Source organism: Pasteurella atlantica, from assembly GCF_963693435.1.
In the GTDB taxonomy this organism is placed as follows: Bacteria; Pseudomonadota; Gammaproteobacteria; order Enterobacterales; family Pasteurellaceae; genus Phocoenobacter; species Phocoenobacter atlanticus.
In genome coordinates this window covers 1,957,890-1,980,208 of sequence record NZ_OY856306.1, presented here as the reverse complement: position 1 = coordinate 1,980,208, position 22,319 = coordinate 1,957,890, and the positions used below count along the sequence as shown (strand labels likewise).

19 protein-coding genes and 1 pseudogene are annotated in these 22,319 nt (G+C 36.4%); 12 read left to right on the top strand and 8 right to left on the bottom strand.

The features are described 5' to 3' along the window. Positions 1–25: 25 nt before the first annotated feature. Together U9966_RS09185 and hda are read right to left on the bottom strand one after the other, a co-directional pair. Positions 26–880 (bottom strand): DMT family transporter, encoded by an 855-nt coding sequence (locus tag U9966_RS09185; protein WP_306347850.1) that lies wholly within the window; start codon positions 878–880, stop codon positions 26–28. Between the two features lie 108 nt (positions 881–988). Beyond that, the gene (gene hda, locus U9966_RS09180) at positions 989–1,705 is read right to left on the bottom strand and encodes a DnaA regulatory inactivator Hda (RefSeq protein WP_306347849.1); all 717 of its coding nucleotides are present in this window, start codon (positions 1,703–1,705) and stop codon (positions 989–991) included. A 162-nt stretch (positions 1,706–1,867) separates the two neighbouring features. Here hda and U9966_RS09175 point away from each other — a divergent pair, with 162 nt between their 5' ends. The 4 genes from U9966_RS09175 (at position 1,868) to U9966_RS09160 (ending at position 6,052) form a co-directional block, all read left to right on the top strand. After that, positions 1,868–2,914, top strand: coding sequence for an extracellular solute-binding protein (locus tag U9966_RS09175; RefSeq protein WP_306347847.1), 1,047 nt, complete (start codon positions 1,868–1,870; stop codon positions 2,912–2,914). A gap of 301 nt (positions 2,915–3,215) precedes the next feature. Then, positions 3,216–4,340: an ISAs1 family transposase gene (locus U9966_RS09170; RefSeq protein ID WP_306347859.1), complete on the top strand. Its 1,125-nt coding sequence runs from the start codon at positions 3,216–3,218 to the stop codon at positions 4,338–4,340. A gap of 17 nt (positions 4,341–4,357) precedes the next feature. Further along, positions 4,358–5,128 carry a glycosyltransferase family 25 protein gene (locus U9966_RS09165; RefSeq protein ID WP_306346484.1) on the top strand — a complete coding sequence of 257 codons (771 nt, stop codon included), beginning with the start codon at positions 4,358–4,360 and terminating at the stop codon, positions 5,126–5,128. A 9-nt stretch (positions 5,129–5,137) separates the two neighbouring features. Continuing rightward, entirely contained in the window at positions 5,138–6,052 is a 915-nt protein-coding gene (locus U9966_RS09160) for a glycosyltransferase family 8 protein (RefSeq protein ID WP_306346485.1), read from the top strand. A gap of 63 nt (positions 6,053–6,115) precedes the next feature. Here U9966_RS09160 and U9966_RS09155 read toward each other — a convergent pair whose 3' ends face one another. Further along, positions 6,116–7,060, bottom strand: coding sequence for a glycosyltransferase family 52 (locus tag U9966_RS09155; protein ID WP_306346486.1), 945 nt, complete (start codon positions 7,058–7,060; stop codon positions 6,116–6,118). Between the two features lie 27 nt (positions 7,061–7,087). Beyond that, positions 7,088–7,762: an acylneuraminate cytidylyltransferase family protein gene (locus tag U9966_RS09150; RefSeq protein WP_306346487.1), complete on the bottom strand. Its 675-nt coding sequence runs from the start codon at positions 7,760–7,762 to the stop codon at positions 7,088–7,090. 179 nt (positions 7,763–7,941) lie between these two features. Between U9966_RS09150 and prfC the strand changes: the two genes are divergently transcribed. After that, positions 7,942–9,525 carry a peptide chain release factor 3 gene (prfC, locus tag U9966_RS09145; protein ID WP_306346488.1) on the top strand — a complete coding sequence of 528 codons (1,584 nt, stop codon included), beginning with the start codon at positions 7,942–7,944 and terminating at the stop codon, positions 9,523–9,525. A 79-nt stretch (positions 9,526–9,604) separates the two neighbouring features. On the opposite strand, the gene fdhE is transcribed toward prfC, so the two are convergent. From fdhE to fdnG, 4 genes are all read right to left on the bottom strand, one after another. Continuing rightward, positions 9,605–10,516 carry a formate dehydrogenase accessory protein FdhE gene (fdhE, locus tag U9966_RS09140; RefSeq protein ID WP_306346489.1) on the bottom strand — a complete coding sequence of 304 codons (912 nt, stop codon included), beginning with the start codon at positions 10,514–10,516 and terminating at the stop codon, positions 9,605–9,607. A gap of 68 nt (positions 10,517–10,584) precedes the next feature. Further along, the gene (locus tag U9966_RS09135) at positions 10,585–11,268 is read right to left on the bottom strand and encodes a formate dehydrogenase subunit gamma (RefSeq protein WP_306346490.1); all 684 of its coding nucleotides are present in this window, start codon (positions 11,266–11,268) and stop codon (positions 10,585–10,587) included. Continuing rightward, positions 11,261–12,175, bottom strand: coding sequence for a formate dehydrogenase subunit beta (fdxH, locus tag U9966_RS09130; RefSeq protein ID WP_306346491.1), 915 nt, complete (start codon positions 12,173–12,175; stop codon positions 11,261–11,263). Before fdxH ends, U9966_RS09135 begins: the two co-directional genes overlap by 8 nt. Before the next feature lie 3 nt (positions 12,176–12,178). Continuing rightward, positions 12,179–15,232 (bottom strand): formate dehydrogenase-N subunit alpha, encoded by a 3,054-nt coding sequence (gene fdnG / locus U9966_RS09125; protein WP_306346492.1) that lies wholly within the window; start codon positions 15,230–15,232, stop codon positions 12,179–12,181. Between the two features lie 189 nt (positions 15,233–15,421). Between fdnG and fdhD the strand changes: the two genes are divergently transcribed. The 7 genes and pseudogenes from fdhD (at position 15,422) to U9966_RS09090 (ending at position 22,132) form a co-directional block, all read left to right on the top strand. Beyond that, positions 15,422–16,246 (top strand): formate dehydrogenase accessory sulfurtransferase FdhD, encoded by an 825-nt coding sequence (fdhD, locus tag U9966_RS09120; protein ID WP_407675210.1) that lies wholly within the window; start codon positions 15,422–15,424, stop codon positions 16,244–16,246. A 363-nt stretch (positions 16,247–16,609) separates the two neighbouring features. Beyond that, positions 16,610–16,867 carry a chaperone NapD gene (locus U9966_RS09115; protein WP_306346494.1) on the top strand — a complete coding sequence of 86 codons (258 nt, stop codon included), beginning with the start codon at positions 16,610–16,612 and terminating at the stop codon, positions 16,865–16,867. A gap of 35 nt (positions 16,868–16,902) precedes the next feature. Further along, positions 16,903–19,386 carry a nitrate reductase catalytic subunit NapA gene (napA, locus tag U9966_RS09110; RefSeq protein WP_306346495.1) on the top strand — a complete coding sequence of 828 codons (2,484 nt, stop codon included), beginning with the start codon at positions 16,903–16,905 and terminating at the stop codon, positions 19,384–19,386. A gap of 76 nt (positions 19,387–19,462) precedes the next feature. Continuing rightward, positions 19,463–20,197: pseudogene (gene napG, locus U9966_RS09105) on the top strand (ferredoxin-type protein NapG); the annotation flags it as partial. Between the two features lie 20 nt (positions 20,198–20,217). Next, positions 20,218–21,078, top strand: coding sequence for a quinol dehydrogenase ferredoxin subunit NapH (gene napH, locus U9966_RS09100; protein ID WP_306346496.1), 861 nt, complete (start codon positions 20,218–20,220; stop codon positions 21,076–21,078). Positions 21,079–21,083: 5 nt separating this feature from the next. Further along, positions 21,084–21,512 carry a nitrate reductase cytochrome c-type subunit gene (locus U9966_RS09095; RefSeq protein ID WP_115315903.1) on the top strand — a complete coding sequence of 143 codons (429 nt, stop codon included), beginning with the start codon at positions 21,084–21,086 and terminating at the stop codon, positions 21,510–21,512. Between the two features lie 11 nt (positions 21,513–21,523). Beyond that, positions 21,524–22,132: a NapC/NirT family cytochrome c gene (locus U9966_RS09090; protein ID WP_306346497.1), complete on the top strand. Its 609-nt coding sequence runs from the start codon at positions 21,524–21,526 to the stop codon at positions 22,130–22,132. The last annotated feature ends 187 nt before the right edge of the window (positions 22,133–22,319 follow it).

The following is a 22,319-nucleotide window of genomic DNA, read 5'->3' as shown; positions in this document are numbered from 1 at the left end:
AAGTATTATTTGGTTGTGTCATTATTTACGATTTGATCGTATCTTGTGACGCTTTTAAAGAATAAAGTACTGAAAAAAGAACGAGTATAATACCAATACTCGCATAGAGATCTGGGCGTTCATTAAGCAGAATAATTGCAAAGAAAACACCAAAAATAGGTTCAAGAGCAAGAAATATGCCACCAAGATTTGCCGCTGTTTTTGATAAGCCTATATTCCACAGCCAGCTTGCTAACAATGTACATCCAATACCTAAATACAAAACAGCGACAACACCCGAAACGGATGGTGTAATTTGCCAGTTATCAACAAGTAATAACGTGCTAGGAATACACCACAATGCAGCAAAAAAGAGTGTTAAGGCAGTAAAGCTACCTTTAGGTACTTGATCGATGAGTACTTTTGATTGTTGCAAACAAATTGCAATCACAATAGTGGAAGAAAAAACAATCAAACAACCAATAAAGTTATTATTACTCAAATCTGGTATTCCCATTACTAAAGCAATTCCAACTAAAGCAACTAGAGATAATAGTATTTGTTTCTTATTTGTTGGTTGATTGAAAAAATAGTGTCCCGCAAGAATAACAAGAAGAGGTTCAAAACCTATCATTGTCGCTGCATTTGATGCGGTTGTATATTCTAAGCCAATAAATTGCAATAGAAAGATCGCATTAATTAAAAATGATACCCAAATAACTTTGTATAATAGCGGTTTGGTTAACTTTCTTATGCTAGGGATGGCAAGATGGGTAATAAAAGGCAGTGCAATAAACCATCTGAATAGCACGATAATTTCAGGAGAGGCTAATGCTTCTGCATATTTTCCCGCAATAAAAGATGTTCCCCATAAAAATGCGGCAGTAAGTAGGTAAAGCATATAATGTTAGGCTCCAAATAAACAATAATTTCATACAATAAAACTATCAGAAAAAATTGCTTTATACAAGGTAAGGCGTTGTGTTTTATTGCTGTGTCAAAGATGAGATTAAAGCCCAAGTACTTCTTTAACAAAAGGCACTGTTAATTTTCGCTGAGCTTGTAATGACGCCTGATCTAATACTTCTAAGGTATCAATCAGTGAATTTAAGTCACGATCTAATCGTTTTAACAAGAAATTAGCGACTTCATTTGAAAGAGTTAATCCTTTTTGATTGGCTCTTTGTTGTAAAATTGCACATTTTTGTTTATCAGTAAAGCTTTTAAGTTGATAAACCTCTCCCCAATTTAGGCGAGAGCGTAAATCGGGTAATTTTATAGCTAATTGATTAGGTGGGCAGTTTGCACTAATTATGAGCAAGGTTTTACGTTTTTGTGTAGCACAAGTCTGTTGTTCTCGAATTTGATTAAATAAGTCAAATAGGGCTTCTTCCCACTCTTCATTTCCCACAATTAAGTGAATATCATCTAGGCAAATAATATCAAGTAAATCGGCATTTTCTAATACCACGGGTGAGAAGTAATGAGCTTTTTCCAGAGGAATATAACTGGCATTACGTTGTTGCATTAAGAAGTGATTATTTAGTGCTTTTAGTAAATGACTTTTACCACAACTCTCATTTCCCCAAATATAGAAAAAAGGTTGTATAACGGTACTAAAATTTTGGCATAACGAATTTAACAGCACGAGACTGTTTTCATTAAAAAAATTCTCTAATGTTTCATCATCAACCTGATGAATTGGAAGTGGTAATTGAGAAATCATAAGCTACAGAATAACGGAAAAATAAATAAATTTCATCATAAATTTCTTGCAAATAGTAAAAGATCGCTTAAAATTCGCCTCGCTTTCAATATATAGGAAAGTATAAGGAAATTTGCAAATTTTTCCAATAATCTGACCGCTTATTTATTTTAGGAGAAAATAATGAAAAAATGGGCGATTGCTTTAGTATCTAGCGTTGTATTATTAGGTGCAACAAATATAGTTTATGCAAAAAATGAAGTCGTACATCTTTACACTTGGACAGAATATGTGCCTGAGGGACTGTTAGATGACTTTACCAAAGAAACGGGGATTAAAGTAGAGCTTTCTACCCTTGAATCTAATGAAACGATGTATGCTAAAATAAAATTACAGGGTAAAGATGGTGGTTATGATGTGATTGCACCAAGCAATTATTTTGTTTCAAAAATGGCAAAAGAAGGAATGTTGCAACAACTTGACCACAGCAAATTACCTGTGATTAAAGATCTAAATCCAGATTGGTTGGATAAACCTTATGATAGGGGAAATCAATATTCATTACCTCAATTATTAGGCGCACCAGGTATTGCATTTAATACCGAGACTTATCAAGGTCGTCAATTTACTTCGTGGGCAGATTTATGGAAACCAGAATTTGAAAATAGTGTACAACTTTTAGACGATGTGCGTGAAGTCTTTAATATTGCACTACTTAAAATTGGGGCAGATCCAAATACCACGGATCCAGTTGTTATTGAACAAGCTTATGAAGAGCTATTAAAATTACGTCCAAATATCTTATCTTTCAACTCAGATAATCCAGCAAATTCATTTATTTCTGGTGAAATTGAAGTGGGTCAGTTATGGAATGGTTCGGTACGTATTGCAAAAAAAGAGCAAGCACCACTTGATATGGTCTTTCCGAAAGAAGGTCCCGTTCTTTGGGTTGATACTTTAGCTATTCCTAAAAATGCTAAAAATGTTGAGGCGGCACATAAATTAATTAACTATTTGTTAAGTGCAAAAGTCGCTAAAGAATTAACGCTAGCAATTGGTTATCCAACCTCAAATATAAAAGCATTAGCAATGTTACCAAAAGAAATTACTGAAGATCCTGCAATTTATCCATCCGCTGAAGTGCTTAAAACAAGCCATTGGCAAGATGATGTGGGTGATGCCATAGAGATTTATGAAAAATATTACCAAGAGCTAAAGGCGGCTCAGTAATTCTATCTATTTTTCTTTTTATATAGTTATTTGGCTTTCTAGAAAGACTAGAAAGCCAATATTCTTTTATATTTAGGTATTCTAATAAGTACATTTTCATAAATTCTTATTTTATTGTAAGGGATAACTGGATTTCAATGATAATTTTTAGTATTGTTACACCCTACAATATTTTAATAGATAAAAATAATTCGCTATTAAAAAGGAGAGGGAATGAATACCAGGGCAAGATCATTTTAAATTGAACTAAATACTATTTTTACGATCAGATCAGTAACAAATGTAAAAAAGGTTTACTGATATGACAAATAATTTTATTACTCACTTTTCAATTATCAAAGATCCTAGAATTGAACGATGTAAAAAGCATGCACTTATAGATATTTTATTTCTATCTATCTGTGCAGTCCTATCTGGTGCAGAAGGTTGGGAAGATATAGAAGACTTCGGTCACGTAAAACTAGACTGGTTGAGACGTTATTTACCTTTTCATAATGGAATTCCTAAACATGATACTATAGCAAGGGTAATGAGTCGCTTAGAACCTGAAGCTATTCAAACTTGTTTTATCAATTGGGTTAAAGAACTCATAACAGAAGTAGATGGAGAAATTATTGCCATTGATGGAAAAAGTGCAAGAGGCAGTTTTTCTACAAAAAATAGAAAAGATAGTCTACATATGGTTAGTGCTTGGAGTTGTGAAAATGGCTTAGTGTTAGGACAACAAAAAGTAGAGGGTAAATCAAATGAAATTACAGCAATCCCTAAACTATTAGATTTACTTGATGTAAAAGGAGCCACTATTACACTTGATGCAATGGGATGTCAGCATGCTATTATCAATAAGATTCATTCTAAAGGTGCGGATTATGTGGTGTCATTAAAAGGTAATCAAGGACAGTTAAATAAAGAAGTTAAGGCTTGGTTTCACAAATGTCATAGAGAACAGTTTGCAAATGTTGGTCATTCTATTTATGAGCATATTACTAGTGGTCATGGACGAATAGAAGAGCGAAGATGTATTCAATTAGAAATTGATAAAAATTGGCTTACAGAACATAAAAAATGGGCGAATATCCAAACCGTAATTTGTATAGAAGCTAAATGCCATATTGGTGAAAAAGTGACAATAGAAAACCGTTATTATATAAGTTCTCTTAGCCTTAATGCAGAAAGATTAAATAGTATTATTCGTAATCATTGGGCGATAGAAAATAGCTTACACTGGACTTTAGATATGACTTTCCATGAAGATAATTCAAGGATTAGGCGAGGGAATGCAGCTGAGGTAATGAATGCTTTTAGAAAACTAGCATTAAATATTGTTAAAACTGATACAACTCGTAAAGCAAGTATGAAACGTAAGCTAAAAATGGCTGCATTGGATGATAATTTTAGAGCTCAATTACTTCTAAATATAAATTAAAATGCTCTTGCCCTGGAATGAATACCTTAAAAGAGCATAAGCTTAGCATCTTCGTTATTAACTTAGAAAAATCAACGCAAAGACGTAAAATAATTCAACAGCAATTTGAAAAATTACCACAAAAAATAGATTTTCAATTCTTTAAAGCCATTAATGGAAAAGAAAATCCTCATTTCTACTTATTTGAAAAACATAATGCAGAGAAACGTTTTAAGTATAAAGGCAACAAAACAACCTTAGGACAACTTGGCTGCTTTGCAAGTCATTACTTACTTTGGGAAGAATGTATAAAATTAAATCAACCTATTATTATTTTAGAAGATGATGCCATTATTCATAATGAGTTTTGTGATGTTTATTCTTTTTTAGGTTCAGAAGAAAATAGTTATGAATTTTTATGGCTTAGCCCTCCAGCTCCTGCACGTCGTTCACAAAAAGGTAAATTAATTACAAAAATAAAAAATACCTCAAATGAAATTCAGCAATTTTATAAAGGCTGGAGTAATACAACGGGTTATTATATCACCCCAAAAGTTGCTCAAAATTTACTTAACTATGCTCAAGAATGGGTTTTTGATGTTGATATTACGATGGATAGATATTGGGAAAACAAAATAAAATATTTAGCCATTACGCCAGCCTGTTTAGAACCTGATTTATCTTTAGAAAGTGACATTCCTGTTGATAAAGGAAAGAAAGATCGTACGGCAATTATTCGTTTAAGAAGAGAGTTTTATTCGCTTGTAGATAAAGTGAATAAGTTTATTTTTGATATATTGAATAAGTAAAGGAATTATATGAATATTGTATTTAGCTCCGATGATAATTATGCTCCCTATTTATGTGTTGCTATACTGAGTCTTTTAAAAACAAATCAATCAGCTAATATTCAATTTTATGTTTTAGATTTAGGGATTTCCTCAGAGTCTAAAATATTTATTGAAAATATTGTCAATAAATATAATTATAAAGTTGTATTTATTCCAATATCTGAACAAGATTTTGAATCATTACCTATTACTGTTAGCTACCTTTCTGTTGCAGCTTATGCTCGATTTTTAATAGCTAAATACCTTCATAAAGAAGATAAAGCACTGTATTTAGATGTTGATATTATTGTAAATAGTGATTTACAGGAATTATATCATACAGAGTTAGGTGATAATTATGTTGGTGCTTGTTTTGATCCCTTTATTGAGGTAGGAATGAGTGAATATAAAAAATATTTGGGAATGAACTCTAATCACTATTATTTTAATTCAGGCGTTTTATTAATAAATATAAAAAAATGGAAAACAATAAATGTATTAGAAGAAGCTATTTTGTGGTTTGAAAATCACAGAGAGATTAAATATCAAGATCAATGTATTTTAAACGGATTATTTAAAGATAAAGTACTCTATTTAAATACAAGATATAATTTTACTAGAAATTCAAGAAATAGAATTAAAGAATCAATAAAGAAAAAAATACCGTTACAAAAAGTAGAACAAACACAAATGCCTGTAGCAATATATCATTATGTTGGCGGGCGTAAAGCTTGGCATTCTAAATCGGTAGATTTAAAATCTCGTAAATTTATGGAGTATTTTAATTCTTTAGAAAATAAACCAGCTTCTTGGAATAAAAAAATAGAACATATTTCAATATATAAAAAGCTAGTCAGAATAATGAAAGAGTTAGTATATAAATATAGGTATAATATATATTAAACTGATCGCTATAAGCGGTTAGATTAAGGCTAAAATTTACAAATTTTTAGCTTTATCTTATTTCTAAATATTCTTGACTTCAATATTAAGCTTCTTGAAGATAGTATAAAGAGGAAGAAAGTTTTCTGGACAATCCTTAGGATTTAATGCAATAACTTCGATATTAGGCATATCAATTAAATTTATTGCCGCAGAACTGAAGAACGTATAGAGGCGATATTGTTTTTGGGGATATTTTTGAGTTTGTTGTATTATCCAATCTTCGAAAATTAATTTCGTATTGATATAAGGGGCTTGATTTATTTTATAATTCTCTCGTGGATGAGGGTAATAAAAATCAATGTGGTAATTAGTAAAAACCTTTTCGATAAGTGCAATATTTCTCTGTTCTCCATTTTTACTATTTTCATAAATAGGCTGACCCAGTAAGATATTCACGACTTCATTATAATCCTGCTCATAGTTTGGCGTTTCAAAAAGGCTGATTTTTTCATATTTGCCCATAATGTTGGGTAAATTATAAATACTATAATGTTTCACTTGTTTTGCTAAGATATCTTTTACTGTGGGTATTCTCATAAAATATTGTAGGAACTTAGTTCTGCTTCTCAGCGGTCTTTCTCTAATCAGAAAATTATCTTCTATATTAATATTCGCCAGTCCATCATCAAAAGTAATAATATCGGCATTTTTAGCATCTCCAATATATATTTGCATAATCTCAGCGGTTGTATTCGTTAGAAATATTTTCTTTACTTGTGATAAGTTGTGTAATTTGAATAATCTTTTAAAAACTAATTTATAAAACACCCATTTTTTATAGGGTTTATGTGTATAAATAAGTTCGCATTTTTCACATTTTGATTTTAAGCGTTGATAGTAATATTGATATTTTGAATTTTCTATACAGCAAATCATCAGTCCATAAAATACGTCATTTGGGTATGTCGCTATTATTTTTTCTGCAATAAGTATTTGTAAAGGGCTTTGACAAATTATTAAGTTCATATTATTTTCCTAATTTTTATAATTTACTTAAGATTCTGTTTTTATTAAATGTTCTGCTAATTGCAGATCTAAAGTGGTATCAATATCAATAGATCGATAAGTTGGCATTAAATAGAATTGTACAGGATGTATAAAAAAACATTTTTTCTGTAACAAATGTTCAATATCATTAATATAAATTGCTCCATTGGCTCGATATGTCTTTGGTAATTGCTGTCGAGGAGCTTCAAAATCACTTAATTCTCTAATAGGTAGAATTTGATCTTGATTAAGAGAAAAAGATTTATAAGGATGATGTTCACATTCACAAGCTGAAATGACAGCATTAGATTTTCCACCAATAAAAATTTCCATTGCATTTCGGATATCTAATTCATTACGTAATGGGCTAGTTGGCTGAAGAAGGGCAACCGTTCCTTTGGTTATTTTTTTATGGTGTAAGCAGTGGAGAATTGCATCTATAGTTCGGCTATTACTTTGTGCTAAATCTACAGGACGTTTGACAATACTTGCTCCAAAACTTTCTGCTTCTTGTAAAATTTTGTCACCGTCAGAAGTGACAATGATTTCATCAAAAATATCTGCTTTTTGTGCACTTAAGATAGCCCGTCCTATAAGTGAAATACCACCTACTTGTTGTAGGTTTTTATCTGTAATTCCTTTTGAGCCTGCTCGAGCAGGGATCACCGCAATATTTTTCATTATTATTCATCCATGAATTAATTGGCAACAGTTTAACACGATATTTATTATTGAAGCAGGAGAATTCTCTTTTTTGCAAATTTTTGAATAAATCTAACCGCTTGTATTGTAGTAAAAGGCAATATAAGAGAAAATAGCACTCATATTTTATATAAAATCATAAACAAAACGGAAATAAAATGAGTTATCCACAACAACAAGTTGATAAAAGACGTACTTTTGCGATTATCTCGCACCCCGATGCAGGTAAAACCACCATTACAGAAAAAGTGTTACTTTACGGACAAGCTATTCAAACTGCAGGCTCGGTAAAAGGCAAAGGCTCCACTCAACACGCAAAATCAGACTGGATGGAAATGGAAAAACAACGTGGGATTTCCATTACTACCTCAGTGATGCAGTTCCCTTATAACGATTGCTTAGTCAATTTATTAGACACACCAGGACACGAAGACTTCTCAGAAGATACTTACCGAACGTTAACGGCGGTGGATAGCTGTTTAATGGTCATCGACTCAGCAAAAGGGGTAGAAGAACGAACCATCAAACTAATGGAAGTCACTCGTTTGCGTGATACCCCGATCATCACATTTATGAATAAATGTGACCGTGATATTCGTGATCCATTGGAATTATTAGATGAAGTTGAAGATGTTTTAAAAATCAACTGTGCACCGATCACTTGGCCTATCGGCTGTGGAAAACTCTTTAAAGGGGTCTATCACTTAACCAAAGATGAAACCTATCTGTATCAAACAGGGCAAGGGCATAAGATCCAAGAAGTTCGCATAATTAAAGGCTTAGATAACCCTGAATTAGATGAAGCAGTTGGCGATGATTTGGCGTCACAACTGCGTGATGAATTAGAATTAGTGTTAGGGGCAAGCAATGAATTTGACCTTGACGCATTCTTAAAAGGCGAATTAACCCCTGTTTACTTCGGAACAGCATTAGGTAACTTTGGTGTAAACCATTTCTTAGACGGCTTAACGCAGTGGGCTCCTGCTCCACAATCTCGTGAAACAGATATCCGTAAAGTTGAAGCAAAAGAAGATAAATTCAGCGGTTTTGTGTTTAAAATCCAAGCAAATATGGATCCAAAACACCGAGATCGTGTCGCATTTATGCGTATCGTTTCAGGTAAATACGAAAAAGGAATGAAATTAAAGCATACACGTATCGGTAAAGATGTGGTCATTTCAGACGCCTTAACCTTTATGGCTGGGGATCGCTCCCACGCTGATGAAGCCTATGCGGGGGATATTATCGGCTTGCACAATCACGGTACAATTCAAATCGGCGACACCTTCACACAAGGCGAGCTAATGAAATTCACTGGCATTCCAAACTTCGCCCCTGAATTATTCCGCCGTATCCGTTTAAAAGATCCATTAAAACAAAAACAACTGTTAAAAGGCTTAGTACAACTTTCCGAAGAAGGGGCTGTGCAAGTGTTCCGTCCACTTATCAACAACGATTTAATCGTAGGTGCAGTAGGTGTGTTACAGTTTGATGTGGTTGTGGCACGCTTAAAAGCAGAATATAACGTAGAAGCGATTTATGAAAGCATAAACGTCGCAACTGCTCGCTGGGTGGAATGTGATGACGTGAAAAAATTTGAAGAATTCAAACGCAAGAACGAACAGAATTTAGCCCTAGACGGCGGCGATAACCTCACTTATATCGCCCCAACAATGGTTAATCTCAACCTTGCTCACGAACGCTATCCTGATGTGAAGTTCTTCCAAACAAGAGAGCATTAGTCTTAATTTTCAAGCGGTGATATTTTCTAAGAAATTTGCAAATTTTAATGAAAATATCACCGCTTGTTTTTGATAAAGACTAACCTTCCGAACTAAATAAAAATGGATTTAATCCGCTACGAAGAAATTCTTTTTCGCCCATTTCGATATCTAAATAAATTGAAGCGAGATCATCGGCAATGGCGTCAATATGCGGATCTTTTTCTTGATATAGCACTTTTAAATAAGTATGGCAATCACTGCAACTTTCGGTGCGAACACTGGCAAATTCATCATCAATTGCCCAATAATCTAATTTATCCATTTGATCACAAGTTGAGCATTTAGCCCTAACCATATTCCATTCACTTTCACATAATGAGCAATGTAAGTAACGCAGTCCTTGTGTTGAGCCAAGATGAATAACGCTAGATACGGGAGCTGAATCACATACTGGGCAAGTGTGCAATGCTTGTCCGCTTTCCATAACCGCATTATGGGGAATATTTTGAGTAAGTTGTGTCCAATAAAAAGAAAGAGCAGCCCATAAAAAAACGGCTTTATCACTCCCTACATTATGAAATTCTTGATTTAAAAGTTGATTGGCTAGGTTTTCTAATTCACTGTCAGAGGTTTTTTCTAAATTATCAATGGAGGCTAGCACCATTTCGTTGGCATCTTTTTTAAGATGCTGTAATAAAGCAAAAAGAATTTTTATCCACACAGGATCACGTTGCCAATGTTTATAATTTAAGGGTTTATCCGCTAACTGCTCACGACTTAATTCAATTTCTTGCTGTAACTCGAAATCAGCGAGTAATTTATCTTGTACTTGACAAATTTTTGCGACAAAAAGTAAATAATCTGCCATTGGGTTATTTTCAGCAAGCGTCTGTAAACGCTCGGCACGTTTTTTATATAAAATCTTAGGCACAGCAAAAAGTAGAGGAGGATTAAATGTATTTTTTGCTGATTTTTGAATATCGTCTTTGGGTAATATTTTTATACTCATAAATATCTCTTGTTAAATGAAATTGATATAGATAAAAAGTGCGATAAATTTTATCGCACTTTATTTAATTATTCTTTATGACTCATCTGCTTTTCTGCTAATTCTTGTTCAAGTTTAGGCAACACTTCTTCTCGATACCAACGTGGGTGGTGTTTTTTAGACCAACGCACAGTTACCCAGCCTTCCACCATTCCTCGAATTGAGCCTTTAACCCAAAACGCCATATAGATATGCACCATAATACCAGTAAAAAGCATAAAGGCACTGAATGAGTGAACTAAGATTGCAATGCGTACCCAATAAATAGGGAAATTATGGGAAAAATATTGTCGCCACATAATAATTCCAGTACCAAGTAAGGTTAGCATTGCGAGAATCAGTGTCCAAAAAAGCATTTTTTGCCCAAGATTGTACTTGCCATTATCCGACACTTCGTGTTCATTGCCTTTTAGCACTTCTTTAATATTTTTGAGCCATATCCAGTCATTTCGTTCTGGGATATTATGTTGCCAATAAATCAAACAAAGGTTTATAAAGGCGATAAACATAACAATTCCCGTAAATGGGTGGACAAAACGGGCAATTCTTGGATTACCAAGAATTTCTGTAAGCCACGCAAAATCAGGGAAGAAAAAGGCTAAACCTGATAGTCCTGTGGTGAAGAAACAGATAACTAATAACCAGTGACTAAGGCGTGCAGGTAATTTATGGCGAATAACTCGCTGATCATTACTGATCTTAATCTTATTCATCTTTGCCTCCTTTGTTTTCTTCACTGTGTGTTTCATCGTGTTCCTCAAATTCTTCGGTATTTGGACCAACGGCAATATAGTGGGCAATTTCTGCCAGTGCGATTCCCCCTAATGCTACCGCTGCAACAGGTTTTAAGAAATCTTTCCAGATTTTAACCGTTGGATCGATATGCGGATTTTTTGGTAAGCTTGCATAAAGTTCTGGTTGGTCTGCGTGGTGTAAAATATACATCACGTGCGTTCCGCCCACCCCTTTTGGATTATATAATCCTGCATTCTTGTAGCCACGAGATTTTAGATCGGCAATGCGAGTTTGAGCATATTCGATCATATCTTTTTTCGTACCAAAATGAATAGCACCCGTTGGACAGGTTTTCACGCACGCTGGCTCTTGTCCGACGGTGACACGATCAATACAAAGGGTACATTTATACACGCGATTGTCTTTGTCATTCATTTTCGGCACGCCAAAAGGACAGCCCGCCATACAATAACCACAGCCGATACATTTATCCGATTGAAAATCCACAATACCATTGGCATATTGCACGATTGCTCCAGGTGATGGACACGCTTTTAAACAACCCGGTTCTGAACAGTGCATACAACCGTCTTTACGAATTAACCATTCCAAACGGTCATTTTGTTCCACTTCACTGAATTTCATTACCGTCCATTGCTGTGCATTCATATCACGTGGGTTATCATAGGTTCCCACACACTCTTGCGGTGGGGTGCGTAAGTTATTCCATTCTGAACACGCCACTTGGCAAGCTTTACAGCCGGTGCAAACACTTACATCTATCAATTTCGCCACTTCAAGCTGATGATTTCTTGCTTGTGGTGAAGGGGTTAGCACTGAATTGGCTGAAACACGAATAATATCTTGAGATTGAACTGTACTCATCTGTTAGCCCTCCACTTTCTCAATATTCACAAGGAATGCTTTATACTCAGGAGTCTGCGTATTCGCATCGCCCACTGGTGGTGTGAGGGTATTGGTTAAGAACCCTTTTTGTCCCACAGTACTGAAACTCCAATGTGTTGGTAACCCAATTTGATGAACAGTTTGACCATTCACTTGTAAATCTTTCAAACGCTTAGTAACCACTGCTTTCGCTTTAATAAAGCCACGTTTTGAGGTTACTTTTACCCAATCCCCTGCTTTAATACCTTTCTCTTTTGCTAATGCTTCACCAATTTCTGCAAATTGTTGTGGCTGAGCAATCACATTAAGCATTGCTTGTCCTGTCCAGCAGTGGAAAAGTTCTGTTAAGCTGTAAGTCGTTCCTACATAAGGGAATTCTTTTGCTGTTCCAAATGAATTTCTATCATCAGGTAACACACGAGCTACGGGGTTTTGTACCACATTTGGGTGCAGTGGATTTGTGCCAATCGGGGTTTCCCAAGGCTCGTAATGTTCTGGGAACGGGCCATCGCCAATGCGATTTGAACCAAAAATACCACCGCTTCCGTCAGGTTGCATAATAAATGGCATTGTTTTTGCATTTGGTGGTGCTGTACCAAAATCCGCAATATCAATATAGTTCCAGTTTTTACCATTCCATTTCACTAATTGACGATCTTTATTCCAAGGATTACCCGCCAAGTCGGCACTGGCTCGGTTATACAAAATACGGCGGTTTGCTGGCCACGCAAAAGACCAGCCGAGCGTATTTCCTAAACCTGACGGATCGGCATTATCTCGATTTGCCATTTGGTTACCTTGCTCTGTCCATTGCCCCGTATAAATCCAACAGCCCGCCATTGTTGAGCCGTCATCACGTAAATGCCCAAAGCTTGATAATAATTGCCCTTTTTTCGCAATCAATTTACCGTCTTTATCATATAAATCTTTTAAGGCGTAACCGTTATTTTCTTTTGCTAATTCTTCCGCTGTTGGTTCGAGTGGATTCATATAGTTCCACTGCATTGCTTCTAAGGCGTCAAAATTTGCCCCCCCTTCTTTACGATACATCTCTAATAAAATGGCTCGTAATTCAGATAAAATTTCAACATCAGGTTTTGCTTCATAAGGCTGTTCAACGGCTTTCCAGTGCCATTGTAACCAACGTCCTGAGTTAGCAATTGAGCCGTCTTCTTCCGCGAAACAAGTAGTTGGTAAGCGGAATACTTCTGTTTGAATATCAGCAGGATTAACATCATTCATCTCACCGTGATTTTGCCAGAAGTCTGAGGTAGCGGTCTTAATTGGATCAAAAATGACCAAAAATTTTAATTTGCTTAACGCAGCAATCACTTTATTTTTATTTGGGAATGAGCCAACAGGGTTGAAACCTTGACACATATAACCTGTGACTTTGCCTTGTGACATTAAATCAATATATTTATCTGGATCATAACGCTGATCGTATTTTGGTAAGAATTGATACCCAAATTCATTGTCAGCTGTTGCATTATCGCCATAAAAAGCTTTGAGCAAACTTACCATAAATTTAGGGGTGTTTTTCCAATAGTTAACCTGATCTTCGCCCAACGTTTTTGGTGTGGTGCGAGCCAAGAAATCTGCCAAAGTGCGATCTTTATCCTGTGGCAATTTCAAATAAGACGGTAAGGTGTGTGGATATAAGCCTAAATCCGTTGCCCCTTGTACATTTGAGTGTCCACGCAATGCATTTACACCGCCCCCCGCCATACCGATATTACCCAGCAATAACTGAATCATCGCCATTGAACGAATATTTTGCGTACCAACGGTATGTTGCGTCCAACCTAAGGCGTAAAGGAAAGAGGTTGTTTTATCAGGAACGGCAGTCGCCCCAATGGTTTCACAGAAGAGTAGTTGATTTTTAGGAGAAATTCCTGTGATGCGTTCTACCATTTTAGGAGTATAACGCTCAACGTGTTTACGTAATAAGTTGATCACACAACGTGGATCTTGCATCGACATATCACGGATCGGATTGCCATTTTCGTCTAATTGATAAACCCATTTTGATTTGTCATAGGTTCTCGTTTCAGGATCGTAACCGCTGAATAGTCCGTCCTCAAAATCAAATTCATTACTGACTAAAAAAGTCGCATTCGTATAATGACGCACATATTCGTGCTGAATTTTATCATTTTCAAGCAACCAGCGAATCGCTCCTAGCAAGAACGCAATATCAGATCCGCTACGAATGGTAATATAGTGATCCGCCACCGCTGCACTACGGTTAAAACGAGGGTCAATCACCATAAAGGTGGCATTATTTTGTTTCTTCGCTTCAATCACCCATTTAAAACCAACAGGGTGGGCTTCTGCTGGGTTTGCCCCCATTGCAATGACCACATCCGCATTTTTAATATCGACCCAATGGTTTGTCATCGCACCACGTCCGAATGACGGTGCAAGACTTGCTACCGTCGGACCGTGACAGGTACTGCCTTGATTATCAAGCACCACCATACCTAAAGCACGTCCCCATTTATGAGTCAACCAACAGGTTTCATTACTCGCTGCCGATGCACATAACATTCCTGTTGTTGTCCAGCGATTAACGGTTGTACCTTCTGCATTCGTTTGTTGGAAATTCGCATCACGATCATCTTTTAATAAACGTGCAATACGAGTTAGAGCATCGTGCCAAGAGATTCGCTCCCATTTATCCGAGCCTGCCGCACGATATTCAGGATACAGCACACGGTTAGGACTATTCACAAAATCCATTACTCCCGCCCCTTTTGGACAGAGTGAACCACGGCTTACTGGGTGGTCTGGATCGCCTTCTACGTGGATTAGCTTAGAACGTACGTTTTTTGCTCCATCTCCCAAACTATACATCAACATTCCACAACCAACAGCACAATAAGTACAGGTTTGACGTGTTTCCTTAGCACGTAACAATTTATATTCACGAGGAGCTGCAAACGCTTTTGTGGGAGCAAAACCCAACATCGTTGCAGATGTCCCCGCCATCACACCTGTACAGACTTTAAAGAACTTTCTTCTTGTTACCTGCATAAGTCACTCCAAAAATAAAAACAAGAATAAAAATAAGAATAAATCGTGTATAAAACATACGATATTTGAACTAATGTTATATTTCTGTAAAAAAAAGTCTAGTATTATATTTAATAAATGAGATCTATATCAAAAAATTAAAATCCTTTATACTATAATCAGTTACAAATATATTTAAGGAAAATGATATTGATTTGCATTGCTAGAAAAGAAGTTATTTTGTTACAAAAAAATAACAATAGCATATCGTCTTCTTTTAGAATCAAAGACGAATATTTGGCAGTTGAAATTCCAGTTGCATTGGTTTACAACGATATTTCACACACTGTAATGATGTGTAGTCCTCAAAATTTAGAAGATTTTGCGGTCGGTTTTTCTTTGGCGGAAGGGATAATTCAAGATAAAAAAGAAATTTACGGCATTGAAATTAACCCTGTTTGCAACGGTATCGAAATCAACATTGAATTATCAACACGCCGTTTCACTGCTTTTAAAGATCATCGCCGTACCCTCGTGGGCAGAACGGGGTGTGGTATTTGTGGCACAGAGCAACTGAACCAAGTGATCAAACCTCTTCCACCTCTTAAAACGACCTTCCAGATTGATCTTCAACAACTTGATCCTTGCTTAGGAATTTTAGCCCAACAACAAACGTTAAACCAACAGACAGGGGCAACCCACGCCGCTGCTTTCTTTGACTTAAATTACAATTTACTTGCCATTCGAGAAGATATCGGTCGCCATATCGCCCTTGATAAATTGCTTGGTTGGTACGCACTCAACGACAAACCACAGGGCTTTATTATTGTCACCAGCCGAGCCAGTTATGAAATGGTTCAAAAAGCCGTAACCTGTGGTATTGAAATGCTGATCGCAATCTCCGCCGCAACGGATTTAGCCGTGAATATGGCACTGCAATCCAATTTATCCCTAATTGGCTTTGCTCGCCCACAACGAGCCACCATTTATTCAGGGAAACAACGTTTTAACGTGAATGGTCAATTATTAAAATAAGGCGTAAAGGATAAAAGAATGGTTTTTATAAAATTTGCAAATTTTTATAAATAAATAACCGCCTACTTACTAAGTGGAATTTGTTATTTTTGTTTTATAAAAAACCTTGAAAGTATATTTATATTTTCAAGGTTTTTTTATCGATCATAACAAATGAGAATTGTTTGCATTTGTTTCAAAAACAACGAGTTAGCTTTTTAATTTATATAAAATTGATTTAGAACAAAGAATAATGATGAAATTCATTTTTTATATAATGAAACAAGGTAGTATCTAAGTTATTAGTATATTAAATATATCAGTGTTGTTTTTTTGATATACAAATTCAGATTATTAAAATGATGAATGAATAGGTAACCTTTAATGAAAAACTCTCAAGAATGGCACGTTTGTGGTTTGGTAGTACAAACTAGACCTGAAAATGTAGCAACAGTTAAGGAAATACTTTTGAACGTTGCCAATACTGAAATACCAGCTGTTGATAAAGAAAAAGGAAAGATTGTGGTTGTAATGCAATCACAGGATCAACGAGAATTACTCGAAAATATGGAAAATGCGCGTAATATCGAGGGAGTGATAGCCGTATCTTTGGTTTATCATCAGCAAGATGATGATCTGTAATATTTTAAAAAATAAATAAAGTGAGTGGGGACGCTATGAATTTAAGTCGTAGAGATTTTATGAAAAGTAATGCTGCATTAGCCGCAGCAACTGCCGCAGGATTAACCATTCCTGTGACAAATGTTGAGGCTTCAGATACTACTATTAAATGGGATAAAGCAGTATGCCGTTTTTGTGGTACAGGTTGTGCCGTTTTAGTGGGAACAAAAAATGGTCGGGTGGTTGCGTCACAAGGCGATCCTGATGCAGAAGTAAACCGTGGTTTGAACTGTATCAAAGGCTATTTCTTACCAAAAATTATGTACGGAAAAGACCGTTTAACTGAGCCAATGTTACGTATGAGCAATGGTAAGTACGACAAAAACGGTGATTTTGCCCCTGTAACTTGGGATTTTGCTTTCAAAACAATGGCAGAAAAATTTAAATCTGCAATGAAAAAAAATGGTAAAAATGCGGTAGGTATGTTTACCTCTGGGCAATCAACCATTTTTGAAGGCTACGCAAAAAATAAATTATTTAAAGCGGGTTTTAGATCAAATAATATCGATCCAAATGCACGTCACTGTATGGCATCAGCAGCGGTTGCTTTTATGCGTACCTTTGGAATTGATGAGCCAATGGGCTGTTATGATGATATTGAACACGCTGACGCATTCGTGCTTTGGGGTTCAAATATGGCAGAAATGCACCCAATTTTATGGTCTCGTATTTCAGATCGCCGTTTAGCAAATCCTGAAACGGTAACCGTAAATGTGCTTTCAACCTTTGAACACCGTTCATTTGAATTAGCGGATTTAGGTATTTTAATGCACCCACAAAGTGATTTAGCAATCTTAAACTATATTGCGAATTACTTAATTGAAAACGATGCAATCAACCACGATTTTATTGAAAAACACACGAATTTTAAACGTGGACAAACAGACATTGGCTATGGTTTACGCCCTGATCACGCCTTAGAGCAAAAAGCAGCAAATAATAAAACTGCGGGCAAAATGTTTGACAGTGATTTTGAAGAATATAAAAAATCTGTTGCACCTTATACCCTTGAAAAAGCCCATGAAATTTCAGGTGTGCCAAAAGATCAATTAGAAAAATTAGCGAAACTTTATGCTGACCCAAACAAGAAAATTGTTTCTTTCTGGACAATGGGCTTTAACCAACATACACGTGGCGTTTGGGTAAACCATTTAATGTACAACGTGCATTTATTAACAGGAAAAATTTCACAACCAGGTTGTGGACCTTTCTCATTAACAGGGCAACCGTCAGCCTGTGGAACAGCACGTGAAGTAGGTACTTTTGCACACCGTTTACCCGCAGATATGGTGGTAATGAACCCTAAACATCGTGAAATTGCAGAGAAAATTTGGAAAGTACCAGCGGGAGTGGTTTCGCCAGTGAAAGGTTATCACGCAGTTGCTCAGGATCGTGCATTAAAAGATAAAAAAATGAATGTGCTTTGGGTAATGTGTAACAACAATATGCAAGCAGGTCCAAATATCAGCCAAGAGCGTTATCCAGGTTGGCGTGATCCTGAAAACTTTATCGTAGTTTCAGACCCTTATCCAACAGTTTCTGCTTTGGCAGCAGACTTAATTTTACCAACATCAATGTGGGTAGAAAAAGAAGGGGCGTATGGTAACGCAGAACGTCGTACACAATTCTGGCGTCAGCAAGTGAAAGGACCTGGTCAATCAAAATCTGACTTATGGCAAATTGTGGAGTTTGCAAAATATTTCATCACCGATGAAATGTGGCCAGCAGAAATTTTAGCGGCAAACCCTGAATATAAAGGCAAAACCTTATATGAAGTGTTGTATAAAAATGGCAATGTTGATCAGTATAAAAATGAAGAATTAGACGGTCGTTTAAATGATGAAGCCTATGATTTTGGTTTCTACATTCAAAAAGGGCTATTTGAAGAATATGCTCGTTTTGGGCGTGGACACGGACACGATTTAGCAAACTTTGACGATTATCACAAAACACGTGGTTTACGTTGGCCAGTGGTGGACGGCAAAGAAACCTTATGGCGTTACCGTGAAGGTTCAGATCCTTATGTAAAAGAAGGTCAAGGCATTCATTTCTATGGTAAACCTGATGGTCGTGCTGTGATTTTAGCCGTACCTTATGAAGAGCCAGCGGAAAAACCAAATGAAGAATATGATTTATGGTTATCAACAGGTCGTGTGCTTGAACATTGGCATACAGGTACAATGACGCGTCGTGTGCCTGAATTACACCGTTCATTCCCAAATAACTTAGTTTGGATGCATCCTGATGATGCCAAAAAACGTGGGTTACGTCATGGCGATAAAGTAAAATTAATTTCACCTCGTGGGGAAATGATTTCTCATATTGATACTCGTGGACGTAATAAAGTGCCAGTAGGTTTGGTATTTACAACCTTCTTTGATGCAGGACAGCTCACTAATAAATTAACATTAGATGCGACAGATCCGATTTCAAAAGAAACCGACTTTAAGAAATGTGCCGTGAAAGTGGTTAAAGCGTAATAGAAATTTTTGCAAAAAGTTCATAAAAAATAACCGCTTATAAGCAACAAAATGATTAAGGTTGGATTTGTATCAAATGAAGAAAAATCTTGTGACACCAGAACGCCGTAAGTTCTTAAAAAATGCCACTCGCACTGCGGGTGGGCTGATTGGTGTCGGCTTGCTGTTAGGTTTACAGCAAAAACAAGTGATGGCAAGAAAAGGTGTTGCATTACGTCCACCTTTTGCCTTGCTTGATGAACAAGAGTTTTCAGCAGCTTGCATTCGTTGTGGACAATGTGTGCAAGCCTGCCCTTATGATATGTTAAATCTGGCAAGCCTCGTTTCATCAAAAGAAGCAGGGACACCTTATTTTGTAGCACGTAATAAACCTTGTGAAATGTGCGTGGATATTCCTTGTGCGAAGGCTTGCCCAACAGGTGCATTAGATGCCAAAGCAACGGACATCAACAAAGCAAAAATGGGGTTGGCGGTGTTACTTGATCACGAAACTTGCTTGAATTGGCAAGGGCTACGTTGTGATGTCTGTTATCGAGTTTGTCCACTGATTGATGAGGCGATAACCTTAGAAGAGCAACGAAATCCGCGTTCTGACAAGCACGCGATGTTTATTCCAACGGTACATTCTGATTTTTGTACAGGGTGTGGCAAGTGTGAACAGGCGTGTGTATTGGAAGAGGCAGCGATCAAGGTACTACCTAATGATCTCGCTAAAGGAATGCTGGGCGAACATTATCGTTTTGGGTGGCAAGAGAAAGAAAAAGCAGGGCACTCGATTGCTCCTAAAGATATTATTAGCTTTCCCATTCGTGGATTTAAGGATGGTTTGTAATGGCAAATTGTCCTAAATACGCAGGCAGAGAAGCAAGGGAAAAACTTGGCTGGTGGTATGCAAATCGCTTTTTGTTCTGGCGACGTATCACACAGTTATCTGTTTTAGCAATGTTTTTATCGGGTCCTTATTTGGGTGTATGGATTTTAAAAGGAAATTATTCCAGTAGTTTATTATTTGATGTTATTCCATTGGGTGATCCATTAATAACAATGGAGAGTTTAGCGACAGGTTATTTACCAACTGCAACTTCATTATTAGGTGTTGCAATTATTGTAATTCTATATGGATTGTTAGGCAGTAAAGTTTTTTGTGGTTGGGTATGTCCGTTGAATGTGGTTACCGATTGTGCCGCTTGGTTACGTCGTAAATTAGGCATTCGTCAAAGTGCTAAATTATCAAGAAACCTACGTTATGGTTTATTGGTGATTATCTTAGTGGGTAGTGCCACCAGTGGCTTATTATTGTGGGAATGGATCAACCCTGTTGCAGCCTTAGGACGAGCCTTAATTTATGGTTTTGGGGCGACGATTTGGTTAATTCTTGCGATTTTTCTGTTTGATTTATTCATCGTAGAACACGGCTGGTGTGGGCATTTATGTCCGATTGGGGCAACTTATGGGCTGATTGGTGCAAAAAGTCTATTACGTATTAAAGTGATTGATCGAACAAAATGTGATAACTGTATGGATTGCTACAACGTTTGTCCTGAGCCACAAGTATTACGTTCGCCATTACACGGTAAAAAAGAGGAAAGCCTGATTGTGCTTTCAAAAGATTGTATTAGTTGCGGACGTTGCATTGACGTCTGTGCAGAGAAAGTTTTTAAATTTAGTCATCGATTTAATTCGGGGGAGTGATAACAATGAAAAAGTATTTATTGATTTTAACCGCACTTTTAGGTGCAACAACTTTATCAAGTAATGTATTTGCAGTGGGAAATAACATTGATGAATCGCCAGAAAATGTAACGCCTGCGTTTCATAATCCACCTAAGGAAATAGAATTACCACCATTAAACTATGTGAATCAACCACCTGTGATTCCACATAGTGTGAAAGGTTATCAAGTAACCAAAAACAACAACCAGTGTTTAAGTTGTCATAGCCCTAAAAATGCACGAGTAACAGGTGCGACACGTATTAGCCCAACTCACTTTACGGATCGTGATGGTAATATCGTAGGTGGAACGTCGCCACGTCGTTATTTCTGTTTACAATGCCACGTGACACAAGCCGATGTGGATAGCATTGTGCCAAATGATTTTGAACCAATGCCAGGATTTGGGAAATAAGGGTTAAGAAAATGACAGAAAACAAACAGAAAAAACCGAATTTTATTGTCCGTTTTTGGCGGTGGTTTCGTTCGCCAAGTCGTATCGCTGTGGGTGTGTTAATCACGCTTTCCTTTATTGTCGGAATTTTATTTTGGGGTGGATTTAATACTGCATTAGAACACACTAACACCGAAGAATTTTGTTCAAGTTGTCATATGAATGATGTTGTACCAGAGTATCGTCAATCATCGCATTATATGAACCACGCAGGTGTGAAAGCAATTTGTTCGGATTGCCACGTACCACATAAATTTTTCCCTAAATGGAAACGTAAACTAGAAGCAGCCAAAGAAGTTTATGCACACTTTACAGGCAAAGTGGATACCAAAGAAAAATTTGAAGCAGCACGTTTAGAAATGGCAGAGCGTGAATGGGCAAGAATGAAAGCCAATGATTCCGCTGCTTGTCGTAGCTGTCACAATTTTGATGATATGGATTTTACAGAGCAAAAAACTGTTGCAGCCAAAATGCACAAAATGGCGATTGAAGAAAACAAAACCTGTATCGACTGCCATAAAGGTATTGCTCACCAATTACCGAATATGGAAAATGTAGAATCAGGTTTTACAAAAGAGTAAACGTTTCTCCCCCTTTAATTTACTGAAATTAGTTTATTTTTCTGATTTCAGTAAATTCATTTCTAGTTTATAATCATCTGAATTGTTAGTTGAAATAAGTATGATAGATTAAAATTTTTAAGCGGTTAGATTTTTTGGTAAATCTGCAAATTTGGTAAGAAATATATTGATGAAAAATCATTACACA

Coding starts and splice junctions, on each gene's coding strand:
- U9966_RS09185 (WP_306347850.1), bottom strand. CDS start 880: ATGCTTTACCTACTTACTGCCGCATTTTTATGGGGAACATCTTTTATT.
- hda (WP_306347849.1), bottom strand. CDS start 1,705: ATGATTTCTCAATTACCACTTCCAATTCATCAGGTTGATGATGAAACA.
- U9966_RS09175 (WP_306347847.1), top strand. CDS start 1,868: ATGAAAAAATGGGCGATTGCTTTAGTATCTAGCGTTGTATTATTAGGT.
- U9966_RS09170 (WP_306347859.1), top strand. CDS start 3,216: ATGACAAATAATTTTATTACTCACTTTTCAATTATCAAAGATCCTAGA.
- U9966_RS09165 (WP_306346484.1), top strand. CDS start 4,358: ATGAATACCTTAAAAGAGCATAAGCTTAGCATCTTCGTTATTAACTTA.
- U9966_RS09160 (WP_306346485.1), top strand. CDS start 5,138: ATGAATATTGTATTTAGCTCCGATGATAATTATGCTCCCTATTTATGT.
- U9966_RS09155 (WP_306346486.1), bottom strand. CDS start 7,060: ATGAACTTAATAATTTGTCAAAGCCCTTTACAAATACTTATTGCAGAA.
- U9966_RS09150 (WP_306346487.1), bottom strand. CDS start 7,762: ATGAAAAATATTGCGGTGATCCCTGCTCGAGCAGGCTCAAAAGGAATT.
- prfC (WP_306346488.1), top strand. CDS start 7,942: ATGAGTTATCCACAACAACAAGTTGATAAAAGACGTACTTTTGCGATT.
- fdhE (WP_306346489.1), bottom strand. CDS start 10,516: ATGAGTATAAAAATATTACCCAAAGACGATATTCAAAAATCAGCAAAA.
- U9966_RS09135 (WP_306346490.1), bottom strand. CDS start 11,268: ATGAATAAGATTAAGATCAGTAATGATCAGCGAGTTATTCGCCATAAA.
- fdxH (WP_306346491.1), bottom strand. CDS start 12,175: ATGAGTACAGTTCAATCTCAAGATATTATTCGTGTTTCAGCCAATTCA.
- fdnG (WP_306346492.1), bottom strand. CDS start 15,232: ATGCAGGTAACAAGAAGAAAGTTCTTTAAAGTCTGTACAGGTGTGATG.
- U9966_RS09115 (WP_306346494.1), top strand. CDS start 16,610: ATGAAAAACTCTCAAGAATGGCACGTTTGTGGTTTGGTAGTACAAACT.
- napA (WP_306346495.1), top strand. CDS start 16,903: ATGAATTTAAGTCGTAGAGATTTTATGAAAAGTAATGCTGCATTAGCC.
- napH (WP_306346496.1), top strand. CDS start 20,218: ATGGCAAATTGTCCTAAATACGCAGGCAGAGAAGCAAGGGAAAAACTT.
- U9966_RS09095 (WP_115315903.1), top strand. CDS start 21,084: ATGAAAAAGTATTTATTGATTTTAACCGCACTTTTAGGTGCAACAACT.
- U9966_RS09090 (WP_306346497.1), top strand. CDS start 21,524: ATGACAGAAAACAAACAGAAAAAACCGAATTTTATTGTCCGTTTTTGG.